Below are 26,008 nucleotides of genomic sequence, written 5' to 3' on the forward strand. Positions count from 1 at the left end.
CATGATATACTAATGCTACACAAGATAGGAGGCTTTAGATGAATAGACCAAGTAATGTCGATAAATACTTTAATTTAATTCTTCCACATATCAGAAAGCATGGATTTAGCCATTTGAAAATAGAGGAAATTCTTAAATATATGAATATTAGCAAAGCTACCTTTTATAAGCATTTCACATCTAAGGACGATTTAATTAAACAATTGGTGAGCAATTATACTGCTTACGTCATTAATATAGATCCCTTAGTGTTAGATGAAACATTAACATTTGAATATCGTTTTGGTAAAATATTTTTGAAATCGGTATTAAGTATTATGATCATGACTGATGAATTCTATGAAGATATCAAACAATTTCAACCGTCACTAATTTCGCTGATAACCGCAGCCCATCAAAATCGATGTGAACTTTTACAGCGATTTTACTTCGCAGGCTTTGAAAAAGGGAGCTTTAACCCGATTAATCCTATCATATACTTTTATCAGGATGACGCAGTGATTCGTAGTTTAATGAATCCTATGCTCATAAATCACTATAATACTTCGCAGAAACAGCAGCTCATCGATTTCTATATACTAAAAAAATATACACTGTTCAAAGCAGATAGAATAGGCACAATGGATGATTCAGCAATGGAATTGGAGATCAGTCAAATTCTTCAGACCATTTCATTTGAATTACAGCCTCTGACCTAAAAAATTAGCAAATAAAGAGTAGAAGAAAAAGATGCGTTTAGAATTATGAATGCCGCCTTAGATGCGGGGATTAATTTTTTTGATGCCGCAAATGTATATGGTGAGTTGAGAAAAGCGGTTGGACAGAGGAAATCGTTGGACGGGACAGGTTTACGTAGTGTGCGTTCAAATCGCGTAGAAAAGCAACGCAGTCAATTAGATAACGGAAAGGGGTATGAGAACAATACTTTATTGTAATTGACTAAAGGGTAAATTTAAATAATAAAACCACACAGGACTGTACTTTAATGTAATTTAAATTTTGTGGATGGGTAATAAAACTCATTAGAATCAGGTGGTTGAAGAACTGCACTTTATTGTAATCTGTCAACTAAAACACTAGATGAGTTACCCTAAAAACAAACTAACGCTGGCGCGCATAACGGTGAATTAATGGTTAATCTTTCTGATGATACAGATTTAACGTCTAGCAACATTGGATTTTCACTGGGTGGGATGCACTTGGAGGTATAGATCAAGCGGAAAACCACTGGTGCTTGGTCCGTTTCGGAAGTTGCTAAAAGCTTATTTGTTCAAAAGACTAACCCGGCCGCTTTCGGCTCTCATTGACGGGATTATACAGCTGGCTCATAAAAACTATCAGGTGCAGTACTTGTGATTTTACGGTCGAGGAAATACGGAATTACGCAGAAATCATTGAACGAAAGTCGCACGGAAGGGCAACAAAGAGCAGTATGTGTATTTTAGTGAGCAGGCATTAATGGATTTAGATAATTATCTTGAAATTAGAGAATCAAGAGATAAACCTGATAAAACAGCAGCATATTTATTTTTGGCTCCGCCGGTAGGGCGTAAAGGAACTAATCGCCGCTTAAACCAAAGATCTATGGAGAAGCTCGTTGAAAAATATGCAATTGCTTTTGGCAATTCGGTTTTGACCTTGCATGCGTTAAGACACTCATTTGCAAACCGATTTCATAAAGAGAATAACGATGTCCCTAGGTTAAGAATTCAAAAGGGGCACCGACTTTGATATGATAAATCCATGAAATCTGGAAGCATTGGTAAAAGCCCGTCAACCTTAGCTGGTTGGCGGGCTTGTTTTTGGGTTATACAATAAACTCTGTAAAGACTTGAATCAGGGCAAACTACATTTGGCCGGTTATCATCTGGACCTTTGCTTGTAATTAGTACCGCTTTTGTTCGTCGCAGTCTCTAAGCGCAGTAACGGAAGTCACTTTTGGTAGCCGTCAAGTCTTATTTCCGAATCTACTTAGCGGTTTAAGCCGGATGCCCCATTGGGCGCACAATCAATTCATTTACATCCACTTTCTGCAGGTTGTTCAAGGGCATAGGCAATGGCGCGGGCAATACCGGAAGAGGGCAAAGGATTGGCCCGGAAGGATTTCATCATCTCGAGGGCTGACTCATCCGTGATGGTATCAGACAGTTCGGATTCGGTTACGCCTGGAGAAATAACCGTCGTACGGATTGTTGCACCCATCTCCTGACGTAGGCCCTCTGTAATCGCTCGGACCGCGAACTTGGTGGCACAATAAACCGATGATTTCGGAAAGACAGTATAGGCGCCAACGGAGGCGACATTGATGATATGGCCGAAATTCTGTTCCTTCATTACAGGAATAGCAGCTCCGATCCCGTGCAGCACTCCACGAATATTGACATCAATCATACGGTTCCACTCCTCGATCTTTAATGCATCAAGTGGCGATAACGGCATCACACCTGCGTTATTTACAAGGGCATCAAGGCGTCCAAATTGATTAACTGTAAATTGGACGATTGATTTCATTTGCTCAAAATCCGTTACGTCGAGGGGATGGTATTCAGCAATCCCTCCCACTTTTCTGATCTCCTCCACCAGCTTTTCTAGCCTGTCCGTCCGTCTTGCACCGAGTACCACCTGCGCTCCGCGCTTAGCGAGCCATTTGGCGGTCGCTTCTCCAATGCCGCTACTGGCACCGGTAATAAGCACTACTTTATCTTTTAATGTCCACATGTCATACCACTCCTTTTATGAATGAAATACGTTGGGTGTTACATGTTCATTATGCTGCCAACTTCAAAGCTTGAGGTAGCCGGAAACTGTAAAGGGATTGCCTAATCCTCCAAAATGCAATACAGTAAATTATAGAAGTCGCAGAATGGAGGAATTCGCTTGACTGAATTGACCGAACGAATCGAACGTATTGCCGTACAAAATGGGACCATCCTGACCGCCTATCCTGCACTTTCTTTTATTCGTTCTTCCGACGTATCCGCGCCAGTGCCTGCGGTATACAAACCATCCCTGTGTGTGATTGCTCAAGGTGCCAAGCGAGTACTGCTGGGACCGGAAAGCTATCTTTATAATCGCGGCAGCTATCTAGCCGCTTCCGTGCACCTGCCAATTACCGGACAAGTAATTGAAGCCTCTCCAGAGACCCCGTACTTGTCCCTGCAGCTACAGTTCGATATGGATCAGATTATGGATGTGATTCAACAATCCAATTTCACAGAAAACATAAGACAAGAATCTCCTCGCGCTTTGGTCATCAGCCGGATGAGCGATCCGCTTCATGAGGCTATCATGCGTCTAATCCGTTTGCTGGATACGCCGGATGACCTACCGGCGCTGGCTCCTTATGCAGTGCACGAGATTCTTTACCGTATGCTGCAGACTGAACAGGGGGACTCTATACGGCAGTTCGCTCTCTTGGGTAGCCGCGCCCATCAAATTGCCCACGTGATTGAATGGATGAATTTCTACTATGCGGAACCAATGCGGGTGGAGAAGCTCGCGAAAGCAGCCGGAATGAGCAAATCATCTTTTTTTACCTGTTTCAAAGAAGTGACGGCATTGACCCCCCTCCAGTATCAAAAACGCCTGCGGTTGACAGAAGCTCGGAAAATCCTCCTGGCGACAACGAGTGACGCGACAAGTGTCGCTTATCAGGTTGGCTATGAGAGCGCCACGCAGTTCAATCGTGAGTATGCGCGCTTATTCGGCCAGCCGCCTATTCGAGATGTACACCGATTCCGGGAAACGATATAGTTGCATCACAAAAAAAACCGCCAATTCTCCTTGAAGTGCACCCCTTAGAATAGGGCATTGGAAACCCCCTCTGGTTAATCCGATGAAATTCTAGGGGATGCATTTTAATTATGCCAGCGAAGAAAGGTCAGAAGTTTAAGCATTATCCTGAGTCTCTTAAGTTGGAGGCTAAACGGTTACATGTTGATGAGGGGTGGAGCTAAAGCAAGATCAGATCACCTAGAATTGCATGATAAGAATCGAGTAAAGGTCTGGATGAGGAAGTACCGGGAAAAGGGAGCAACGGCATTCGAGGATAGGCGTGGAGATCCACACAGGGTTGAAACTGAACAAGAACGTGAACTGCGTCGTCTATACCTGGAGGTAGAGGTCCTAAAAAAGTGGTTGCAAATCTTGATTCGGGAGGGTTGAAGAGCAAGCATACCGTCATTGATGAACTGAAGCCAAAGAGAACAGTAAAGGAACTTTGTAGCTATCTGGGTATCAGTCGAAGCGGTTACTGCGCCTATCTAAAGCGCAAGGATAACGATCCTGATGAGGAGTTAAAACTTAAGATCCGAGCAATCTATGAGCAACGTGACAAAACCGTAGGGTATCGCCTTATACAGGATGAACTGTACCGTCAGTACAGCCTTGTAGTAAATCGTAAGAAGGTTCGACGGTTAATGCAGCAACTTGGTATTAAAGCGATTACGCCGTAAGTACCGCCCGCAGAACAAGCTATGAAGCCGCTGTATCCCGGATACTATATCAGCAGACGCAACGACAACCCTCTTGTCTTAGAAACATTTAGAAAGGCATTTGAAACGCAAGGACGTGACTGGACTGATCGTTCACAGCGATCAGGGATACCACTACACGTGCCATGCATACCACGGCTGCCACAGGTTGGAGCCCAAATCAGCATGTCACGCCGAGGAAATTGTTATGACAACGCCTCAATTGAGAGCTTCTTCTCACATCTTAAAGTCGAAGCACTCTATCCTTATGATATACGAAGTCTCGATGAGGCAAAAAGAAGAATTGAGGAATATATACGTTTTTACAATATCTACTAAATGGGGTCTTGACCACACCTGAGAATGCGGTGTTTTTTTATTCCTGTTAAGTGGAAACTTATTTACTCCCGATACAAGACCATGCCTCCGTGATAGAGCACCGAATCGCGAAAATCACCATCGGCGGTGAAGCCAGTATCATCTATATATTCAATATGATCACCTGTAATAGAATAGCTTCCTTGATAAGCGCTTTTTCTGTTTCCACGTGCTTCATCATAGCGACTGTTAGGCAGCAATTCATGCCTTATATAACCATCTGTGGTCACCCACATCCCAATATAAGGATGGGAGGGCTTAATGTTATCTTCCATTATATATTCATCCTTTCTGTATTTAGTTCCGCATGTTTATTATCCTACTTCAATACAATGGGGTGGTAGCCCGATTCAATGAGATTGTTGCCTAATCCTCCATTTTAGAGATTGAGAACAAACATACTATGGGCTTACAATTTAAAACATTTAGAATTTATTGAAGACTACGTGAAAGCAATAAACATGAAATATTAGGATGGTATAATCAAGGGATTTTTAGTAGATTACCTAAATGGATTAAAGAAAAAAACAACAGAGAAGCAATATTAAAAACGATTAAAAAACTAAAAGAATCAATAAATTTAGAACTCAAAGAATAAGGATTCTGAGGTTTATCCAAGAGTCCAGGAACAGCGTATAACAATATATTCACGCTGCGGGTCATTCAGCCCTGGGTCAGCCAGTAGATAATTCGGGAAGCGGGATCAAGCAGACAACCCTACGGGTTCGTGAATACGGGAACGTTAGACGAAATTGCCTTAAAACATGAAATGAGGAATGATCAAGTGCTAATAATGAAAAACTATCATAGACTCATATTAAATTTTTACATAAAGGACTTTGAAGAAGCACTAATCTTGAAATGTTTCACAAATACAGAGAATTACTTGCTGTTTCCCTACTACGGGTTGGAGTATTATGAAACCGATCTGCACAGGTAGTGGATTACATCAAGTGCCGATCATTATATGTAGAGAATAACTTTATATATTGGTTTCATCCAAAAACTATTAATGAAGTTACGGCATTTATTAAAGATAACTGGCTTACTTATACTCGAGCGGCGATCCCAAAGCAATTCCCCGATAGCTCACTGTGCGAGCGACATGCATCTGCTGGGCAATATCTACACCCACAACTAGATGCAAAGAGGAAATATTTTCAATGAGTTTATTTTGCTTGTCCTGAGATTTAAACTTCATAGTAGAGCGACCTCCTAAATGGTGAGATTAAAAGGGCTGTAGACCCGTATCCAACTCCCATGTTACAGAGGCGCTCCTTTTTGTTCAAACTGCAAATTAATCAGTTTATAGGAATTCTAACGGGAAACACTAGTTTAATACAGCAGACAGATTAAATCCTCTCCTTAGAAGCAAACTAGATTTAATTGCTTCTAAAGGGAGGCCTTGTAGTGAACTTAAATGAGTTGTGGAGTTTGTATGAGGCTGACAAACGCATTCAAGGGTTCAGTCCAAAAATTAAAAGCATTCGCCTCACAGCACAAAATGTTAATGCTGGAGCTAGGCAATCTCGATGTCACAGAGATAACGTTAACCATACTGAAGGAGTACTTGGAAAAAGCAAACAGTAAATCTCATGTCAGTCACTCAGTAAAGGGCAGGATAACGTAACAAAACAAAAATGACCCCTAATTATCCGGGACCACTTTGTGCGGCGTTTTATCTAATAAGACATTATATAGTATCTGACTTGGACACACCCTTCACCAAGCCAACGTTGCAGTTTTTTCAGAAGATTTCCATAGCAAGATTAACGACAATGGTAAGAGTAATGCTGCTTAAAAGCATCGACACAAGAACTGCTTGTGCAGCGAAACCTGGCTCGTTGCCATATTCGAGAGCAAGGGCGGCACTATTACGCGATGTCGGGATTGCGCTGGCGATAAACAAGGCTTGCGCAGTAATACCATCAAGGTGCAGAAGCAGAATTAATCCATAGGCACAGATTGGTGATATGACGAGTCGTACGATACTGCTGAGTAGAACTGCCGAAGTATGCTGCTGCAATTTGGAGGAAGCGATCTGGGCCCCGATTGAGACGAGTGCAAAAGCGAACATTCCAGTGGAAATTTGATCCAAAGGGAGAAGAATCGGATCGGGAACATTTATTTGACAGAACCGTAATATCGTACCGATTAAAATGGCGTAAAGAACCGGCATTTTAGCAAATTGTGCTAGCGATCCTTTTAATCCCGAGACCGTTTTGCTCGCATTTAGAAGTCCGAATGTGAACGTAACGAAGAGCTCAAAGACCACCACGATGACTTGGATCGACATAGCCAAGGCATCCTGCTTGAAGGCTAAGGCGTTAACGGGTATTCCCACATTGCCGTTGTTTGTTAAGGAGACGCTGTTGGAAAAGCTTGCGGCTAGCGGCCTAGAATAGCCCATGATGCGGCTAATGGCATATCCGATTATAACAATGACTATAAATTGGATAATTAGAAATCCGAAAACTGACGCGATTAGTTTGATTGACAACTCCGCTTCATATATTTTAACGAATGCTAAAGCAGGCACATAGTAGTTTATAATGAGCTTTGAAAAACTTTTCAGGTCAAACTTGTATTGCCGATGAAGAAGGGCACCAATCCCAATTGGAATCAGGATAGGAAGCATGATGTGATAGAACGTATAAAGGATGGACATGTAACCACTCCGTTCGGGGATATTCGCTCAGTTGATCTCTATCATCTCGCCAGGTTGCATGGCGGTACCTGAAATGCCTTTTCGGGACAAATTTTCAATAAAGTGTACTCCGTCCTGCTGGATAAGAGGAAACGTTCCGTAATGAATAGGAACGACATGCCGAGGCTGAATCCACTCCGCAGCTAACAGTGCGTCTGAAGGTCCCATTGTAAAGCGGCCACCGATGGGAAGAAATGCGATATCGATATCGAATCGTTGGCCGATCCATTTCATATCGCTGAATAATCCCGAATCACCGGCATGATAGATAATCTTGCCCCCCATTTCAATTACATAGCCTACAGGAACACCTGCGTAAAGTCGTTGTCCATCAAGAGTCCGTACGGATGAAGTATGAAGGGCTGGTGTAAGATAGACTCGGCCGAAATCAAAAGTCCAATCGCCGCCCACATGCATGGCTTCTGTTTTTTTTACTCCTTGTGAAGCCATGTATTCCGCCAGCTCTTCTACAGCAATTATCGGAGCATCATTCTGCTTTGCAATGGGTACTGCATCGGTGATATGATCGTCATGACCATGCGTTAGCAAAATATAATCGGTTACAATGTCATTTGCTTTTACGACTGCTACGGGATTGGCGTCAATGTAAGGGTCAATAAGAATTGAATGAGAACTGCTAAATAGTTGGATACAAGAGTGTCCATGGAATAAAATTTTCATAAGATCTCCTTTTCATTTTATAATAATTTAATTACGTTCGTTGTTTTTTATATTATAATTATTTTATAACTGATGTCAATAGCTTTCATTTGATTTTTCGGGGGGATTTCTACCTTGTTATCGCTAGAAAAGCAAATTCTATTTCTGATCTCGTCTACGGAAGGTATCGAAGTCAAGCGGCTTGTCGAGATTTATGAAGCACGGGGAGTGGACCACCAAGTCATTCGAAATGCACTTCTCCGTATGAAAAAGGAAGGGTACCTATGTTCGAAGGAACGCTCGAAATACGAAATTACGGCTCAGGGCCTAGATTTTATAACGACAATAAATCAAAAGCCGATACTGATTGGAAAACCTTGGGACGGAAAATGGTTAACGGTTATGTTCGAGGTGCCTGAATCAGAGCGCAAAAAGCGGGATTCTTTGCGGAGCGATTTGCTGCAGCTGGGATTCGGGGCGTTGTACAAGAGTGTATATGTTTCCCCATGGGATTATGTTGAAGAGGTTCTACGTTTTGCTAAACAATATGACTTAGAGAATCGTTTGACCTTACTAAAGGGATCATTCATTCCACAAGAGCAACCACAGTTTTTGGTTAAGAAACTTTGGCCTTTGGATGACTTAAATGAAGTCTATGGATCCAAAATTAAATGGTTTCGTTCCGAGTTCTCTTCAGAAATTGAGCCATTAATACGTGCACCTTCTGATGGTCTTGCCTTGTTTGTCCGCTTTTTAGAACTGGGCGAACTGTTAGCGGATTTAACTCTCAAAGATCCTATGCTTCCTGAGGAGCTTCTGGATAAGAATTGGCTGGGAAAAGCGTGCATCCAAGAGATGCAACAATGTCTGCGACAGCTGGCGAATGCCATTCCTTTACAATCTCCGTATCGATCATTCGTTGACAGTTTTCTATAAGATCACGGGGATTCAACGGAACAAGTTAGTTCAATCAAAACATGACGGCAGACGGCCACATGATCGCTGCAGATGTGAAGTAACGGACAGTTACACGCAATTGTAATGCGAAACGAATCCTTACGGCTTTCCACTAAACTGTAGCGTTAAACAAGACACTACCTTGGGCAAGACGGTCAAACGATCGGTTGAATAAATCATTGATTAAGCTAACAGGAAACGATAGCACCATTACAATAGGCAGCCGAGATCATCGGCTGCCTATTCAGCTAACAGGCAGTTTTGTTGAATAATTTGAATTTTCACTGTATATTTGAAGTATATATCCCATCATTTCGAAACTATGTTTTATCTAGTGAAACAAATTAAAAAGAAAGCGATTCAAAGTATTATTTTGCGAACGTAGGAGACTGACATTGCTCTTTTTCTGCTATGAGAATAGGAGGATAACATTATGATTGACATGAAACCAATGGCTTATGTCAAAAACAGTAGAGAAACAACAGAAGATGATTATTGGGGTGAAATTATATCCTCTATTGAGCTTACAGATGGATATACTGAACAAAGTCTTTGGGGCATTGAGGATTTCTCACATGTGGAAGTCATCTTTTACTTTGACAAAGTAAAAGATGGAAAAATTGAAATTGATGCAAGACACCCACGAAATAACAAAGAGTATCCGAAGGTAGGAATCTTCGCCCAACGCGGTAAGAATAGACCCAACAAAATCGGACTAACTACAGTAGAATTAATAAAGCGTGAGGGCAAAAAGATTTATGTTAAAGGTCTTGATGCCATAAATGGGACACCAGTACTAGATTTAAAACCTGTAATGAAGGAATTTACTCCTCACGGGGAGATTAAACAACCGGTCTGGGTCTCAGACCTCATGAAAAATTACTGGGGGTAACCATTCGATCGGGTAAAGAACTTCATCTATTATCAGGGAAACTGACCATTTAAGGAGATTGAGGGTTTCAATAAGGATTATGATAGCTGCCGATTCCCAGCCGCGTCAGCCCTATTATGGTAATCCAGCTTTCTGATACGGATGTCATTATTACTCCAATCGGGAGTATTTTTCGAATCCTTATTATTGGCTGGCAAAGCATACGAGTAAATAAAACATCATTGCGCTAACGGGAAACTAGAGCTCATCGATGATACGATGTCTTCTTTGCGTTGAAGGGATGGAAGTAAGCAACAAGGGGAAGCCTAAGTTGAGTCATTTACTGAAATCAAATAAAGATGAAAAATTACCACGAATTATTACCAGGTGTTTCAGCAAAAGGTTATATTATGTATCGAAATCTATCCAAGGTACTGTATAAGATGACTTAAATAAACACGGCATTCAACGACTTGTGTAAATCGGGAAATTTAGCTTGATAATTCGTCGACATGAAAAAACTCCCCTCACAGTAACAGGGTTTATTATTTCACCTGTTTACCGTATGGGGAGCATATCACTTTTAGGAACACGGTCTTAATGTTGTAATAATCACTGGGCTCCGTGTGACAGAGGAGGTTATCACTATTATTAAGCTGGATACTTTTGCGTATTAGGCTTTACTGTGAAGAGTAACCAGGTAACCGTCTGGGTCGGCAAATGTAAAGGTTCGCCCGAATGGTCCATCTATTGGTGCGGATGTAATCTTTAGGCCTGCTGCAATAAGCTTGTCGTGGATTTCTTGCGTATCAGGGGCATGAAGCCACAGAGCGACACCAAGTCCAGGTTGAGTACCTGAACCGAGTTCTATTCCAGGCATTAGGTCACGAAGAGCAAATGCGATAGGCTTTGTTTCAAAGACTACAGCATGAGGTGGTCCCGCCTGTGAGCGGACCAGTCCTAGATAGTTCTGATAGAATTCCGCAGAGCCTTCAAGATTGCTCACTTGAAGTGAAATGAAGTCGGGTCCAATTACTGACATAATTAATGTCCTCCTTTGTATATGGGGGTGGATTTAGATACCTCGCTTGGTTATCTTTTTAAGGAAACCGCCAGTACACTACGCATGTCAATGGAAGCTGTTTTGCGACCATACGGCATTACCATAACGCACTATTCGTGTCTGAAGCTTTTGTCTCAAAGGCCAGAGCTCTCTAACTCATAACTCACTCGTGGGTTATTCGCCATCGCCTCAAAATAAGCATTTGCAATCTTTAGTGCACCATTCGTTTCATTATAAAGTCATGTAAATAACCTCACTTTCATTTTGTATGTCCTCATTATACAAGCCCCCTACTGCCAACAGGATGTCAGTAGCGTTCTTTCATTTTTTCGATTTCTTCTCTTACTCGGTTTTGATTTCAGAGGAGTTTAAACGGAGAAATATTCTCGATTGGGAGTATATATTCAGAAAAATTCTTCCAAACACTACGCCCGAGACTATAACCTGGATTTCTCAAGAGGATATTGTTTGTATAAAAAAAGTTAATGATTTTTCGATTTAAGGCACAGATCGAAGGCGATCTCTTACAAGTTATATGAAAGGATTGATGTTGGCTGTGAAAAGTGTTATTCTAAACTATTGACGGTAAACTCTAAATCTATGCTCTTCAATACAATTAATAATAGTCACTAATTTATTTATAAAGAAAGGTAATACTATGATAAAAGTTGATAACTTATCCTTCTCATTTCCGCAAAAAGAACTATATAAAAACATTTCATTTACGCTTGAAGAGGCACAACATTGCGCTTTTATAGGCACAAGTGGCAGTGGGAAAAGTACGCTGATTGATATACTGATGGATCCAGAACGATATTTGTTTGATGGCAGGTTAGAGATGGACCCCACTTGCAAAATTGGGTATGTAAGTCAGTTCTCACAGCCAGACAAAACTAAAGAAATAACTGTTTTCGAATATATTGGAGAAGAATTTATTAAGATTCAACATGAAATACAACTGATTTGCACCGAAATGGAAACATCATCAGATATTGATTCGTTACTTGAACAGTATCAATTAGCTTTAGATGCATTTGATTCAATGGATGGCGATGATTTTGAAAGCAACATTAATAAGAAACTAAATCTAGCAAACCTCATGAAGCGAAAAGATGTTAGGGTATCCGACCTGAGTGGTGGGGAATTCAAACTTGTTCAAGTGATGAAGGAAATGCTTAGAAGTCCTGACTTAATGATTATGGACGAACCAGATGTATTTCTAGACTTTGAAAACCTGAACTCGCTTAAAAATCTTATTAATTCGCACAAAGGAATACTGCTAGTTGTTACGCACAACCGATATTTATTGAATCATTGTTTCAACAAAATTATACACCTTGAAAATATGGAGCTCCAAGAGTTTGATGGGCGATATATTGATTATAACTTCTCATTACTTCAGACTAAAATTGAATCACAAGAACTTGCAATCGCTGAACATGAAGAAATTGAGAGAAACGAGATCGTAATCACTAATCTTAGAGCGATCGCAACTTATAATTCAGAAGCCTCTAGAGGGAGAGCATTAAAAGCTAGAGTTAAATTTCAAGAAAGATTGGAAACGCGTAGAATTAAAGCGCCATTCGTAGATATTAAACAACCGGATATCAGTTTTGGCATTGATCAAGAAATGGAAGACAGCATTGTTTTAAAGGTCAATAATTATAGTGTGGCCTTTGATGAGTTGCTGTTAGAAAATGTTAACTTTGAGATAAAATCTACGGATAAAGTAGCCCTTATCGGTGCAAACGGTACCGGGAAGACGACTTTACTTCGAGAAATTTTTAAAAATAATCATGATTCCATTGAAATCAATGCTGATGCTAAAGTGGCTTATTTATCTCAGCTTCAAGGCGAAATGTTAAAGGATTCTAATACAATACTAGAAGAATTTATTGAAGCTGGGTTTGCAACTTATGAAGAGATTAGATCATATATTTCAAACTATGGCTTTGAAGGAGAAATCCTTGATCAAAAGATAGAATTGCTATCAGGCGGAGAAAAAAACATGCTTCAATTGGCTAAAGTTTCTGCCAGTAAAGCAAACGTATTGCTTCTTGATGAACCGACAAGCCATTTAGACACCTATACACAAATAGCACTGGAGAAAGCCATCCAAGACTATAAAGGTGCGATCCTCATGATTTCTCATGATTTCTATTCTGTGGTCAATGGTATGGATTATGTATTAATCATTGACGATAAGACAATTAGAAAAATGAGTATACGAAAATTTAGAAAGATGATTTATGCAAGTCATTTTGACAGAGACTATTTAGAGACGGAACAAAAGAAAAAAGCAGTTGAAACGCAAATAGAATTGGCTTTAAAAGATACGGATTTTGTACTTGCAAAAGTATTGCTTGATGAGCTGGAAGAGCTGATTAAGTTGCTTTAAAGAGACCTGAACCATTTCCTGCACAAAAACAGGTGCCACCCATAACCGGGCGGCACCTGTTTTTGTTGTGCGCACAGCAGGAGCGCTATCTATAGGGTGGAAGTCCCGAATGGTGAAGGCAGTAGTAGCCATTAGCTTAAGACAAGGGTGTCCACCGTGAGGTGGAGTCTGCAGGAAGTCGGCAGCAACCTCCGGTTCGTGAAGTCAACATTTGATTTTCAGATAAAGGGAGTTAATTGGCTAGATATGTAATATAATATAACGTTAAATGATATGTTTATAAAAATTAACAAGTAAAACATTAAGATTTTCGTAAAAATCATAAAGACTTTCGCTTTTTTTTGTAATATACTTTAACACATGAACAACTAACTGAATTAATGTTATGTAATATAACATTGAATAATGAATGAAAGGGGAACGATTAATTATGAAAATTGAAGCTATTCCCTATCATTGGCCCTACGATGGTGTTATTGATCCTCGAAAGACAGCACTCATGATTATTGATATGCAGATTGATTTTTGTGGAAATGGTGGGTATGTCGAACAAATGGGTTATGATCTGTCGTTAACTTCTCAAGCGATTGCACCCATAAGAAAACTTTTAGCGCATGTTCGACAGATTGAGGGCTTTACGGTCATCCATACTAGAGAAGGGCATAAACCGGATCTTTCGGACTTGCCTGCGAATAAGAAATGGCGTAGTAAGCAAGTCGGGGCAGAAATCGGTTCCTTGGGCCCTGCGGGTCGGATTCTTGTGAGAGGTGAGCCCGGTTGGGGGATTATTGAAGAACTAACGCCGCTTGAAACAGAGCCTGTTATTGATAAGCCGGGTAAAGGCAGCTTTTATGCTACCGATTTGGATTTGATTCTAAAGAATAGAGGAATTACACATTTAATTCTAACGGGAATTACAACTGACGTATGCGTGCATACCACCATGCGGGAGGCGAACGACAGAGGATATGAATGTTTAATTCTCGAGGATTGCACGGGTGCTACAGATAAGGGTAACCATTTGGCCGCTTTAAAGATGGTGACAATGCAAGGTGGAGTCTTCGGAAGTGTCAGCAACTCCATCCATGTGATGAAGGCTTTACAACAGTTTCAGGAATTACCAATAAAATTAACGGAGGAATGAATATGTGGATCAAATCATCTAAGAAGTCATCGTTAGTCCTAGCAACCGTCCTTATGTTTCTTTTAACAGCATGCGGAGCGAATAATAACATCAACAGTGCATCGACGGATTCAGCAACTGCAAATTCGACGACAACGGAACCTGAAAGTTTGAAAAAAGTGGTGTTGCGACTAAAGTGGGTGCATCAAGCTCAATTTGCTGGATTTTATACGGCTGTGGAGAAAGGGTTTTATAAAGAAGCTGGTTTAGATGTGGAAATTAGACCAGGCGGATCTGACTTTCCTGCAGTACAAATGGTAGCTTCAGGTAGTGAGGAGTTTGGGGTTACTGGGGCAGATCAAATCATATCAGGACGTGAAAAAGGAGTGCCAGTCACCGCTATAGCTACTCTTTACCGCCAAACTCCTTTCGTGCTGTTTAGCTTGAAATCATCAAATATCACCACTATGAAGGATCTTGAAGGTCAAGAGGTGGGCGTGAAATTAGGCGGGAATGAAGAGCTAACTTATCGGGCTATGGTCCAAAGTTCCGGGATAGATGCTTCAACTATAAAGGAAATACCCGTGAAATTCGATTTGAGTCCATTGTTAAGCGGTCAAGTGAAGGTGTGGCCTGGATATTTAATTAATGAGGTTCTGGCTGTTGAAGAAGCGGGAGAAGAAGTAAATATTATCAAGCCAATAGATAGTGGCATTAACTTTTATGCAGATACTTTATTTACCACACAGGGACTAATCGATAAAGATCCGGCACTGGTCAAAAGCTTTGTGCAGGCATCCATGAAGGGCTGGGAGTACGCTATCAAGAACCCAGAGGAAGCCGCGGGCTTTGGATTGAAATATGGAGACTCGCTGAACCTTGAACATGAAGTCAATATGATGAAGGCCAGCATTCCTATGTTGCAGCCTGACAGTCCCCCTCTTGGAAAAATGGAACTCGAAGCATGGAGTACGTTGCAACAAAGTTTATTGGATTTAGATTTCCTGAAGAAGGAGCAAGACTTAAGTAAAGTATTTACAAATGAATTTGTGGAGTAGGAGGTGAGCATATGACAAATCTGAAGGAAATAAACGTATCTTCGGCACTTAAGCGTGAAGTGGCAGTTACTCTAAAGAATTGTTCGCTCTCCTTTGACACCGTACAGGTACTGGATAATGTGAACCTAGATGTTTATAAAAATGAATTCCTAACGATTCTAGGGCCAAGCGGATGTGGAAAATCAACCTTGCTGCGATTAATGCTCAATCAACTTCATCCGGATAAAGGAGGGGAGGTGACTTTTGCTTCGGATTCCACTTCGCTTGGAATGGTCTTTCAAAAACCGATATTAATGCCTTGGCTAACCGCCATAAAGAATATTGAGTTATCTCTAAGTTTAGGAACGAATAAAAAGATTTTCTCGAAGAAGGAAGCTCGAGAGAAAGCTGAAGGAGCTCTACAACTTGTGGGTTTGCAGGATTTCAAAGATCACTATCCGCATCAATTGAGCGGAGGCATGCAGCAGAGGATCGCGATTGCGCGAGCCTTGGCTGCCGACCCAACGGTATTGTTAATGGACGAGCCTTTTGGAGCTTTGGATGAATTCACACGAGAGAAACTGAATTTCGAACTTCTTCGTCTATGGGAAAGCTCTGAGACCAGCCTGAGTACAGTTGTTATGGTCACCCACTCTATTCATGAATCGGTGATGATGTCGGACAGAGTCGTCATGATGTCTCCACGGCCTACAGGAGTAGTGGATATTATTCCAGTACCTCTTCCGCGTCCGAGGGAAGTGGGGATGGAAGATCATCCCGAGTTTTCTCGGACGGTTCATGAACTAAGAAAGCAGGTCAAACACCTATGATAAATAAGATGAAAAACGGTATGTACCCTGTTGGTTTTGCTCTGGGATTTCTAATCTTGTGGGAGCTTGCTGTACAAATATTTGATATTCCCCTATACCTGCTACCTGCTCCTACGGCAATCATTTCCGTCATTGATCTGAAGCTAGGCTCACATATGCTGGTTACGCTATCGGAAGCTTTAACCGGGTTTATTCTTGCTAATATCCTTGGGTTTATCACCGCAATCCTCTTTGTCCATTCCAAAACGTTGGAGAAAGGCATGTTTCCGTTAGCGATTGCCTTGAAAACGACACCGCTTGTGGCTTTAGCTCCATTGCTGGTGGTATGGCTGGGCACTGGGTTTAGCTCGAAAGTGGTGGCCTCTATGTTGATTTGCTTTTTTCCGATTCTCGTAAACAGCGTTAAAGGATTAAAGGCGATAGAGTTTGAAGCTTGGGAGCTCTTCTCTACTTATAAAGGTACGAAGTGGGAAATTTTTTGGAAGCTGCGTTTACCGACTAGTCTGCCTTATGTGTTCTCTGCCTTGAAGATATCAACCTCGCTAGCAATTGTAGGTGCGATCGTTGGTGAATTCGTGGGTGCAAGTAAAGGATTGGGTTATGTCGTTCTGGTCTCTTCCTATCATATGGAAACTCCGCAAATGTTCTCGGCGATCATAGCTTCAGCGGTGTGTGGCCTGCTTCTATTCTGGTCCATTAGCTGGATAGAGAAGAAATTAATATTCTGGCAAAGGGCGGATGAAATATGAAATGTTCAGTCACACGTGTGCCTATTAACTCACCAAGTGATGTGTTGACGCTCAAAGAATATGTAGATCAGGCAGTAATCCATCCCGGTGAAGTCATTGCAGTATTGGGCAAAACTGAAGGGAATGGCTGTGTAAATGATTTTACACGTGGCTATGCAGTTCGTTCGGTACAGGATTTCTTTGCCGGCTATATTGGAGAGAAGGCTAAGCATATATCCTATGTAATGTCAGGTGGGACGGAAGGGATATTAAGCCCCCACCTAGCTGTTGTCAGTCGGAACCCGGTAAGTGAACATCTGAAGTATGACCGAAAGTCACTAGCTATAGGTGTGGCCAAGACGCCTGAATTCCTGCCGGAGGAGATTGGACGTTTAACGCAAGTAGAGCAGGTTGCTGCTGCCGTCAAACGAGCTATTTATGAAGCGGGGATTACAGATAACGCTGATGTTCATTTTGTGCAGGTGAAGTGCCCATTGTTGACTACAGAGCATCTACGGGATGCGAGCAGCAGATCGGTGACAGTGGTAACGGAAGATACTTATAAATCTATGGGGTATTCACGGGGAGCCTCTGCGCTCGGGGTAGCGATTGCCTTAGAAGAGATCGCTGCAGCAGATTTAAAGGAAGCAGATATTTGTCAGGACTGGGAACAATACAGCTTCGTGGCCTCGACCTCAGCCGGGAGTGAACTGAACTACTGTGAAGTGATTGTGTTTGGCAACTCGGATTGTGCCGAAGGCCCATTTTATATTGACCATGATGTCATGAAGGATTCGATTGACGCGGATGTTTTGAGGAAGCTTTTAGCTAAACATGAGGAGGATGAGTGGGTCCAAGTATTAGCCAAAGCAGAAGCGGACCCCACCGGATATGTTCGGAATCGCAGGCATACCATGTTAAATGATTCAGATATTAATCATACCCGACACGCACGTGCTGTCGTAGGTGGCGTTCTTGCTTCCGTATGTGGGGATCCAATGATTTACGTTTCAGGGGGAGCAGAACATCAAGGCCCGGCAGGCGGTGGTCCGGTGGCGGTTATTTTCAAAAGGGGGATGAAATCATGATCACAGCAAAAGAAACGAAGGTTCTCCTTGGTGAGGCAAATCCGTGGGCACTTATGCCCAATCATATTCACTTATACCATCGGGAGATCTTGTCAGCGGAAGAAGCGGACGGCATGGGTATTAGAGCGAGTTCTATTCTTTGGGAGCGAATTGATGTAGGTGGGCAAGTCCTCCCACATTATCATGATGTAGCTGAAATTATTCATATTACTGTAGGTAAGGTGAAGTTGTTATGCAATGATGAATGGAAATCCTACAAGGCGGGTGATACCTTTCATGTTCCTGCTGGAGTTATTCATTCCGTAGCTAATGACGATGAACAGCCGACGGAGCAAATAAGTATCTTCTTGCCTGCTGAGCAAGAGACAGCACCGCCTAATACATTCTTTAATACGAAGCTTGTGGAAGATATATATTCCATGAAATTGAAATGAAGCTATGACTAACAATAAGATCGGCTTTACCTGCGGGGATGTTCTATTAATACCCGACTTTAAGGATGCGCTGATTTTAGCGGGGGCGAATGGTATGCAGCGTACCATCACGCGGGTCAATGTAATGGAAGTACCTGATGTAATCGATTGGGTGAGGCCGGGTGAATTCTTAATCACTAGCGGATTTCCATTTCGAGATCAACCTGAGGCAATTTCTGATATTATTCCACAACTGGTGGAAAGAGGTGTAGCGGCATTAGGGATTAAAACGAAAAGGTATATTGATAAAATCCCACAGCGTGCGCTGGAATTGGCGAATCAGTTGGATTTTCCTATTTTCGAACTGCCCTTATCCGTCTCCTTCTCCGATGTTGTTAGAGATATTATGGAGAGGGTCTTAGTTCAAGAAGCTAGAGAATTATCCCTTTTGCAGAGTCGTTTTCAAAAGCTGTCCCAAAAGCTGCTCTATGGAAAAGGAATCGAAGAGTTCTTGCAGTCGCTTGATGCGATGGTGAATAATCCGATCATCCTGCTGGATGACTCGGATCATTTGTTTCTTTCTCCCCAAGCCGAGCAAGTAGTACAGTTGATGGATAATGCTCTTATTTGGTCTCAAATGCGTGACGATAGTAATTTAGGGATTAGCTTCATTACTATAGGTGAACGTCGAACTCGCGTTTATATCTCTGCAGTTAATGATAAACAATACAATAATTGTCTGCTTATTCTCTTAGAGTGGAATCAAGAGTCATCAGTTGTGGATCAATTGACCATTGATCGGGTAGGTGTTCTGGTAGGATTGGAAATGATTAATGCCCACGCCCGCCGGGAAGTGGAATCCAAATATATTGATCAATTTCTACAAGATTGGATATCTGGCCGAATGGTCACGATGGAGGACCTCAATATTCGAGCAGAGGCTTGTGGATGTCCCTTGGAGAAGGATCATCGACTTTATGTGGGATTAGTCCGCTGGTTGGACAACAAGCCAACAACGAAGGAACTGCTGCAGGCTGTCAAGAAAATTCGGATCAAGTCCTTTTGTCCAAATATTCAAGTAACCCTATTGGAAGGCGACTTGACCTTTGTTGTATCTCTCCCCCCGCAAAGTAATTTGAATACAACCTTAGATATGATTTTTGCGGACATCCAGGCACAATTTGGCACAGAGAAATATTCTATATGCTTGGGGAATGGGGTAGAGTATCCGGATAAATTGTTTAAAAGTTATAGCGATGTGAAGAAAATTCATCATATCAGTACGATTTGTGATTATAGAGAAGCTTACATTGATTATAAGAAGCTTGGTATATTTCAATTGCTGTATCTCTTGCCGGATGTTGAAGAAATAAATGATTACCGGGACCGATATATTGTCCCCATGTTGAATTATGATGCCAAGCATAATACCTTGCTATTCCATACTCTGAAGGTGTATCTGAAGCATAATAGAAATGCGAAGAAAACTTCTCTGGAGCTGTTTACTCACTATAATACGGTAACCTATAGAATTGAACGAGTGTGTGAGATTCTAGGTATAAGTTTAGATAGCGGGGATGATATGCTGCAGCTTCATTTTGCAGTGAAATTAAATGAGATGAGACCGGTAGAAATAGAATGAATTCCAAAGGGGAAGGTGTCGCTATGAACTCCATTGCTATCCCGCGTGTATTATCTATAAAGTGGTTACGGGACATGTATACAGCCCAATTGATCACGCCTGAAGAGATTATTCAAGAGATCATTAACCGTTCGATTGAAGATGCTGATATGAATATTTGGATTGTTCCGCCTACAATGGTTCAACTATCGTTCTATTTAGACCGACTGAAAACACTGGATCTTGCGACTTCTCCACTGTGGGGCATTCCGTTTGCAATCAAAGATAATATAGATTTGGAAGGGGTAGAGACAACAGCAGGTTGTCCCGAATTCTCTTATCTCCCCACTGAACATGCTGTAGTAGTGGATCGAATGATACAGGCCGGAGCGATACCTCTTGGCAAGACCAATCTGGATCAGTTTGCCACAGGTTTGGTGGGAACACGAAGTCCATATGGTGAAACAAATAATGCGTTGCGCAAAGAACTAATAAGCGGTGGGTCCAGTTCCGGCTCGGCGGTTGCTGTTGCGCGCGGCCAGGCGGCTTTTGCTTTTGGGACGGATACAGCAGGTTCTGGTCGAGTTCCAGCTGCGCTGAATAATCTAGTGGGCTATAAACCAAGTTTAGGTGCTTGGCCGACAAAAGGTGTAGTTCCGGCCTGTGCTAGCCTCGATTGCGTGACTGTATTTACCCACTCCATAGAGGAAGCTTTAGAGGTAGATGCCGCAGCACGCGGTATAGACAAGTCAGATCCCTGGTCCAAAGATTACCCACAACCCCACCTAAGACTTCCGAAAATGATGTATTTACCGAAGACAGCACTCGATTTCTATGGCCCCCATGCGAATGAGTATCGTAGTGCATGGAATGCTGCGATAAAGAACTTGCAAAAGATGAACCTGGTGATCGAATACATTGATTATGATATCTTCGCGCAAGCGGCTGCGATTCTTTATGAGGGTCCATGGGTCGCTGAACGTTGGGCCGATTTGGGCCCCTTTATAGATTCGCACAGAGGGATATCCAATCCTGTAACCGAGAAAGTATTACGTTCTGGTGCGGATGACAAACATACGGCTGCTTCTGTGTTTCAGGCCATGCATAAACTGCAAGAGATGAAGAGGATTACCAGAAATCTGATGAACAATGCTGTGATGATCATGCCTACTTGTGGTGGAACCTGGACCCGGGATCAGGTTCGGCAGGATCCGATAGGCACCAACAGTGATATGGGGCGGTATACGAATCATTGTAATCTATTGGATTTATGTGCAGTTGCTGTTCCAGCAGGTCATGCTGCGGAGGACACTCCGTTTGGGATCACGTTTTTTGCGCTTGCTGAGAACGAAGATTTAATTTGTGGCGCTGCGGATTTGTTTCAGGATATCTTACAACGCTTTAGCCCATTGCGGGTAGAAACAACTTTAGTGGCTGTATGTGGTTTACATATGCGAGGGTTTCCATTAGAGAAACAAATGCATGAATTTGGAGCACGATTTATCCGCGAAGAGCATACAGCGACCAAATATCAGATGGTTAAGCTACCGACGACCCCCTCTAAACCCGGTCTTATTAAGAAGGCAAGAGGGGGAGCTTCTATTCATTTGGAAGTATGGGAAATGCCTCTAGATCGATTTGGTTATTTTGCAGCTTTAATACCTGCTCCGTTGGGTATGGGTAAAGTTGAACTCCAAGATGGTTCGGAGATTCCTGGATTTGTCTGTGAAGCTTATGCAGAGACAGGGGCAGAGGATATCACTGCTGTCGGTAGTTGGAAAAATGTGTAGCTGTGGGCTAATATTTCAATTCTTGCAGGCCTTGCTTCATTAACTATAGGTGTTCATTATCTGGTGAAAAGGAGTCAGAAGGAGTCACGTAGTAAGCTAGCTCATAGCAAAAAAGGCTGCCGAATTCATTCGGCAGCCTTTTCGGGATATACAAGATATGTAGCGAACCCTACAATAACAAACAATCGACTAGCAATGTTCTAGGTCATAGGTTCGATTTCCCAGATCTTAGCTAGCTCCTAGACCCAGAATCAAGGAATCCATACAAACTTCGGTAATATGTTCAATTCCGTTAATTTGCATGGTAACGGGCTTTAGTTGGTTCTCGATAATTAATATGGCTGTGCCATGCATCATGGACCAAATGGCGCAGGTTAGCTCATTGCTGTCACTTTTTTTAATATTACCTGTCTCTTGTCCGATGATTACGACGGTTTCGATCATGTGAAACAGCTTTTTGGAGACGTCATAGAGAGAGGGATAAGCTTCACGCTCAATAGTTAATCCGCTGAACATTTCTCTTACCAGTGATGGGTTTGTGATCGCAAATTGAACATAGGCATGTCCCATACCTCTTAATTGTTCATGAGCACTGCTGTCCTTCAATGAGATAGCTTGTTCCATTTCTAGCGCTAGCAGGTTAAAGCCCTCTTCGCTGATTGCCGCAATTAAGGCCTTTTTATCAGCAAAATGCCGATATGGGGCGGCATGGCTTACTCCCGCCATACGGGCTACTTTGCGTAAATCAAGACTGGATGCACCACTCTCGGAAATTAATTCTATTCCTACATGAATCAGTGTTTGGCGAAGATCGCCGTGATGATAGTTTTTTTTATTTGGTGTATCCATAAGAAGACCGCCCTTATTATTTGTTGAATTAATGTTGACATTGTCTACATGTCAGGAGTATGATGTTTACAATGTAATCATACAATAGGCGAAGATGATATAGCAATTTGGGAATCTAACTAAAACTGAAGGTGGAATAACGAAATGCCCAAGAAGATTTATGAAAATGTAGACGGCGTCGCATTGGACAACTCTATGAAGCGGTTTCAGCAGTGGCGCAAGGAGCGGAGAACCAAGCAGAAAGATCTTTTTTATATTATTCCTCAAGTGAGTTCGCTAGATATTGAAGGGATGTTGAGTCAAAACTCGATGACTTGGATAGGGCATGCAACTTTTTTATTGCGATATTGTGGGTTAACCATCGTAACAGATCCCGTGTGGGCGAAGAGTATGGCCTTTAAGAAACGGCTGGCCGAACCAGGTATTCCGTTAGAAAGGATGCCTTCGGTAGATGTTGTACTCATCTCACATGGGCATTATGATCATTTGGATTTCCCGTCGCTAAGGGCTCTTAAGGGAGATCCCGTGATTCTCGTGCCAGAAGGACTCAAAGCGAAACTTCTACGCAAAGGTTTTCGAAAGGTTGAGGAGCTAGCCTGGTGGCAGAGTATAACCATCGCAGGTGTTCAGATCGATTTTGTACCGACGCAGCATTGGACGAGGCGTACGCTACGGGATACCAACCGCTCTCATTGGGGTGGATGGGTCATACAAGAGGAGAAAAGAGAGCTAGGAAGTGCGCCTTCAATCTATTTTGCCGGAGATAGTGGGTACTTTCGTGGATTCACAGAGATCGGCCAGCGTTACAATCTGGATTATGTGTTGATGCCAATTGGGGCGTACGAGCCAGAGTGGTTTATGTCTAAACAGCATGTAACACCAGAAGAGGCGATCCAAGCGTTCCTAGATTCAGGAGGTAAACATTTTATTCCAATGCATTACGGCGCATTTTTCCTAGCGGATGATACACCAAAGGAAGCGCTAGATAGGCTTTATGCGGAATGGGAGCGACGGCAATTGGATACGGCTGCATTAAATGTTCTAATCCATGGGGAGATGTTGAGGATTGAAAATGGAAAATGAAAGAACTTCAAGTGAAAAAACATTTATAATAACAGGCGGGAATACGGGATTAGGTTATGCATGTGCTAAAAATATTGCGAAAGATAATAAAAAAAATCAAATTGTCATAGCTTGCCGTAACGCAACGAAAGCACAAGAAGCAGTGAATTCGCTGATTAAAGAAACGGGAAATGACAACATCATTTCGTTAGAGCTTGATCTTTCCTCTATAGAATCTGTTAGAGATTTTGTGATCCGATTTTCAGATGCTAAATTGCCCCCTTTATATGCGATTGTATGTAATGCAGGAATTCAGGTCGTTAACAAAGCACAATATACAAAGGATGGATTCGAGCTAACGTTTGGGGTAAACCATCCGGGTCATTTTTTACTAGTAAATCTGCTGCTTGAAAATATATCGGATGCAGGAAGAATCGTTTTTGTTAGTAGTGGAACGCATGATCCGTTACAAAAAACTGGAATGCCTGAACCCAAATATGAAAATGCGAGATTACTGGCCTATCCTAAGGAAATGGGTTCAAAAGAAGAGACAGGTTCAATAGGAAGACGCAGCTATACGACTTCGAAATTATGTAATATTTACTGTACTTATGAATTAGCAGAAAGAATAACACAGCAAACAAATAAAAACATTACAGTAAATGCTTTTGACCCAGGATTGATGCCTGGAACGGGGCTTGCTCGAAGTTACTCTCCTTTTCTGAGATTTGTCTCGAAATATATTCTATCTTTATTAATTTTAGTTCATCCCAAGGTGCATACGATTGGCAAATCAGGCAAAGCATTAGCATCTCTAGTTACTAAACCTGAATTGGATACAACGACAGGGAAATATTTTGAAGGTACAAAGGAAATCAAATCTTCAGTCCTTTCTTATAACAAGGAGAATAGAAAAGATTTATGGAGAACCAGTGTGGAATTAACAGCGCTTAATCAATAGAACACTGCAGGTAATAAAAAGAAAGCAAAAATAATCACCTTATCCAAATCGTATCCACTATTCGGCAGATGGCTAGGTTTATAATTTTAGTAGTACTTAATATAATTGATCACGGCGTACCCATGGTAAAATAACCGTCACATTCGTTCCTATCCGTACTTCTGAATCGATCTGGATTCGTCCGCCATACATTTCGATCAGTTGTTTGCAAATCGACAATCCTATACCTGTCCCTTTTCCCTTTGTTGTAAAGAATGGATCAAATATACGGTTTAATGTATTCTTCGGGATTCCTTCTCCATCAATTCATTTTCGCCAAATTCCACTCTTATCCTCCCTCTCTGTTCTTTGTCAATATTTCTATATGAATGTTTAATTTTCTCCTATATAGACTGTTTGTTTTTGGGAGGAGATGACTGCTTTGACGACGAACAAGCCGAGTGGATCTCAGGTGGTTACTCCTGATTTTCACTCGGCTTTATTCCTGAAGGCGTTAAAGCATTTTCTCCATAATCATCACATCGATATATTGATGGTCCATCAGTCCTTGTTTTTCAAACACACCTACCTCGCGGTAGCCCATTCTCCGATACAAACCCTGACCAAGTACATTAAAAGGAAAGGTGAATAGTACGATTTTATGGAATTGTTCCTCTTTCGCTTTGGTTTCCAAGACTTGAAGCAGAGCAGATCCAACACCCTGCCCACGAACCTCGCGGTCAATATAAATAGAAAGGTCGGCTACACCGTTATAAGCACAGCGATGGGAGTAAGGATTCAGGGAAGCCCAACCGATAACCTTGCCGTTCGTTTCCACTACCATTGGACGATAGCGTCCTTGATGCTCCTGAAACCAAGCTTCCATATAAACCCGATCCTTGGGCTCCGTTTCGAGCGTGGCCACCCGATCCTCAATTCCCTGATTATAGATGCAGCGGATTTGCTCGATATCGTGGGAAGCTGCAAGTCGAAATGCTAATGTAGACATCCTATTCATCCC

23 protein-coding genes and 5 pseudogenes are annotated in these 26,008 nt (G+C 42.0%); 19 read left to right on the top strand and 9 right to left on the bottom strand.

Annotation, left to right across the window (positions count from 1 at the left end):
* Positions 1-38 precede the first annotated feature (38 nt).
* The 3 genes and pseudogenes from H1230_RS04835 to H1230_RS04845 all read left to right on the top strand — a co-directional run.
* Complete coding sequence (locus H1230_RS04835) at positions 39-698, top strand: TetR/AcrR family transcriptional regulator (protein ID WP_239714452.1); 660 nt, start codon at positions 39-41, stop codon at positions 696-698.
* A gap of 21 nt (positions 699-719) precedes the next feature.
* A pseudogene (locus tag H1230_RS31580) lies at positions 720-841 on the top strand (aldo/keto reductase); the annotation flags it as partial.
* Between the two features lie 581 nt (positions 842-1,422).
* Positions 1,423-1,731 (top strand): annotated as a pseudogene (locus tag H1230_RS04845) (tyrosine-type recombinase/integrase); the annotation flags it as partial.
* 248 nt (positions 1,732-1,979) lie between these two features.
* On the opposite strand, the pseudogene H1230_RS04850 reads toward H1230_RS04845, so the two are convergent.
* Positions 1,980-2,718 (bottom strand): annotated as a pseudogene (locus tag H1230_RS04850) (SDR family oxidoreductase).
* Between the two features lie 159 nt (positions 2,719-2,877).
* Between H1230_RS04850 and H1230_RS04855 the strand changes: the two are divergent.
* The 3 genes and pseudogenes from H1230_RS04855 (at position 2,878) to H1230_RS31585 (ending at position 4,811) form a co-directional block, all read left to right on the top strand.
* Entirely contained in the window at positions 2,878-3,753 is an 876-nt protein-coding gene (locus H1230_RS04855; protein ID WP_239714455.1) for an AraC family transcriptional regulator, read from the top strand.
* Positions 3,754-4,133: 380 nt separating this feature from the next.
* Positions 4,134-4,445: pseudogene (locus H1230_RS04860) on the top strand (IS3 family transposase); the annotation flags it as partial.
* Positions 4,446-4,475: 30 nt separating this feature from the next.
* Positions 4,476-4,811, top strand: a complete 336-nt coding sequence (locus H1230_RS31585; protein ID WP_481857115.1) for an integrase core domain-containing protein — start codon at positions 4,476-4,478, stop codon at positions 4,809-4,811.
* A gap of 62 nt (positions 4,812-4,873) precedes the next feature.
* Here H1230_RS31585 and H1230_RS04870 read toward each other — a convergent pair whose 3' ends face one another.
* From H1230_RS04870 to H1230_RS04885, 4 genes and pseudogenes are all read right to left on the bottom strand, one after another.
* Positions 4,874-5,125 (bottom strand): Atu4866 domain-containing protein, encoded by a 252-nt coding sequence (locus tag H1230_RS04870; RefSeq protein WP_239714457.1) that lies wholly within the window; start codon positions 5,123-5,125, stop codon positions 4,874-4,876.
* A 776-nt stretch (positions 5,126-5,901) separates the two neighbouring features.
* Positions 5,902-6,051, bottom strand: a pseudogene (locus tag H1230_RS04875) (IS110 family RNA-guided transposase); the annotation flags it as partial.
* Positions 6,052-6,597: 546 nt separating this feature from the next.
* Positions 6,598-7,518: an AEC family transporter gene (locus tag H1230_RS04880; protein ID WP_345773397.1), complete on the bottom strand. Its 921-nt coding sequence runs from the start codon at positions 7,516-7,518 to the stop codon at positions 6,598-6,600.
* Positions 7,519-7,545: 27 nt separating this feature from the next.
* Positions 7,546-8,238 carry a metal-dependent hydrolase gene (locus tag H1230_RS04885; protein ID WP_239714459.1) on the bottom strand — a complete coding sequence of 231 codons (693 nt, stop codon included), beginning with the start codon at positions 8,236-8,238 and terminating at the stop codon, positions 7,546-7,548.
* A 114-nt stretch (positions 8,239-8,352) separates the two neighbouring features.
* Here H1230_RS04885 and H1230_RS04890 point away from each other — a divergent pair, with 114 nt between their 5' ends.
* Entirely contained in the window at positions 8,353-9,153 is an 801-nt protein-coding gene (locus H1230_RS04890; RefSeq protein ID WP_239714460.1) for a PaaX family transcriptional regulator C-terminal domain-containing protein, read from the top strand.
* Between the two features lie 454 nt (positions 9,154-9,607).
* On the top strand, positions 9,608-10,066 hold the full coding sequence (locus H1230_RS04895) for an SAM-dependent methyltransferase (RefSeq protein ID WP_239714461.1): 459 nt from the start codon (positions 9,608-9,610) through the stop codon (positions 10,064-10,066).
* Positions 10,067-10,718: 652 nt separating this feature from the next.
* On the opposite strand, the gene H1230_RS04900 is transcribed toward H1230_RS04895, so the two are convergent.
* On the bottom strand, positions 10,719-11,087 hold the full coding sequence (locus tag H1230_RS04900) for a VOC family protein (protein ID WP_239714462.1): 369 nt from the start codon (positions 11,085-11,087) through the stop codon (positions 10,719-10,721).
* Between the two features lie 679 nt (positions 11,088-11,766).
* Here H1230_RS04900 and H1230_RS04905 point away from each other — a divergent pair.
* From H1230_RS04905 to atzF, 9 genes are all read left to right on the top strand, one after another.
* Positions 11,767-13,506: an ABC-F family ATP-binding cassette domain-containing protein gene (locus tag H1230_RS04905; protein ID WP_239714463.1), complete on the top strand. Its 1,740-nt coding sequence runs from the start codon at positions 11,767-11,769 to the stop codon at positions 13,504-13,506.
* A gap of 430 nt (positions 13,507-13,936) precedes the next feature.
* Positions 13,937-14,650, top strand: a complete 714-nt coding sequence (gene biuH / locus H1230_RS04910; protein WP_239714464.1) for a biuret amidohydrolase — start codon at positions 13,937-13,939, stop codon at positions 14,648-14,650.
* Between the two features lie 2 nt (positions 14,651-14,652).
* A complete protein-coding gene (locus H1230_RS04915) occupies positions 14,653-15,687 on the top strand; it encodes an ABC transporter substrate-binding protein (RefSeq protein WP_239714465.1) in 1,035 nt (344 codons plus the stop codon).
* 11 nt (positions 15,688-15,698) lie between these two features.
* A complete protein-coding gene (locus H1230_RS04920; protein WP_239714466.1) occupies positions 15,699-16,496 on the top strand; it encodes an ABC transporter ATP-binding protein in 798 nt (265 codons plus the stop codon).
* Entirely contained in the window at positions 16,493-17,245 is a 753-nt protein-coding gene (locus H1230_RS04925; protein ID WP_239714467.1) for an ABC transporter permease, read from the top strand. The genes H1230_RS04920 and H1230_RS04925 overlap by 4 nt, the downstream gene beginning before the upstream one ends.
* Positions 17,242-18,312, top strand: a complete 1,071-nt coding sequence (atzD, locus tag H1230_RS04930; protein WP_239714468.1) for a cyanuric acid amidohydrolase — start codon at positions 17,242-17,244, stop codon at positions 18,310-18,312. Before H1230_RS04925 ends, atzD begins: the two co-directional genes overlap by 4 nt.
* On the top strand, positions 18,309-18,746 hold the full coding sequence (locus H1230_RS04935; protein ID WP_239714469.1) for a cupin domain-containing protein: 438 nt from the start codon (positions 18,309-18,311) through the stop codon (positions 18,744-18,746). Before atzD ends, H1230_RS04935 begins: the two co-directional genes overlap by 4 nt.
* A gap of 4 nt (positions 18,747-18,750) precedes the next feature.
* Positions 18,751-20,367 (top strand): PucR family transcriptional regulator, encoded by a 1,617-nt coding sequence (locus tag H1230_RS04940; protein ID WP_239714470.1) that lies wholly within the window; start codon positions 18,751-18,753, stop codon positions 20,365-20,367.
* Positions 20,368-20,390: 23 nt separating this feature from the next.
* Positions 20,391-22,136, top strand: coding sequence for an allophanate hydrolase (atzF, locus tag H1230_RS04945; protein WP_239714471.1), 1,746 nt, complete (start codon positions 20,391-20,393; stop codon positions 22,134-22,136).
* A gap of 228 nt (positions 22,137-22,364) precedes the next feature.
* Here the strand turns inward: atzF and H1230_RS04950 are convergent, their stop codons facing one another.
* A complete protein-coding gene (locus H1230_RS04950; protein ID WP_239714472.1) occupies positions 22,365-22,985 on the bottom strand; it encodes a TetR/AcrR family transcriptional regulator in 621 nt (206 codons plus the stop codon).
* A gap of 144 nt (positions 22,986-23,129) precedes the next feature.
* Here H1230_RS04950 and H1230_RS04955 point away from each other — a divergent pair, with 144 nt between their 5' ends.
* Both H1230_RS04955 and H1230_RS04960 read left to right on the top strand, forming a co-directional pair.
* Positions 23,130-24,068 carry an MBL fold metallo-hydrolase gene (locus H1230_RS04955; protein WP_239714473.1) on the top strand — a complete coding sequence of 313 codons (939 nt, stop codon included), beginning with the start codon at positions 23,130-23,132 and terminating at the stop codon, positions 24,066-24,068.
* Positions 24,058-25,008, top strand: coding sequence for an SDR family NAD(P)-dependent oxidoreductase (locus H1230_RS04960; protein ID WP_239717102.1), 951 nt, complete (start codon positions 24,058-24,060; stop codon positions 25,006-25,008). The genes H1230_RS04955 and H1230_RS04960 overlap by 11 nt, the downstream gene beginning before the upstream one ends.
* A gap of 96 nt (positions 25,009-25,104) precedes the next feature.
* Here H1230_RS04960 and H1230_RS04965 read toward each other — a convergent pair whose 3' ends face one another.
* On the bottom strand, positions 25,105-25,314 hold the full coding sequence (locus H1230_RS04965; protein ID WP_345773431.1) for an ATP-binding protein: 210 nt from the start codon (positions 25,312-25,314) through the stop codon (positions 25,105-25,107).
* A 187-nt stretch (positions 25,315-25,501) separates the two neighbouring features.
* Entirely contained in the window at positions 25,502-25,996 is a 495-nt protein-coding gene (locus H1230_RS04970) for an arsinothricin resistance N-acetyltransferase ArsN1 family A (protein WP_239714474.1), read from the bottom strand.
* Positions 25,997-26,008 lie beyond the last annotated feature (12 nt).

The organism is Paenibacillus sp. 19GGS1-52, from assembly GCF_022369515.1.
Lineage (GTDB): Bacteria > Bacillota > Bacilli > Paenibacillales > Paenibacillaceae > Paenibacillus_AQ.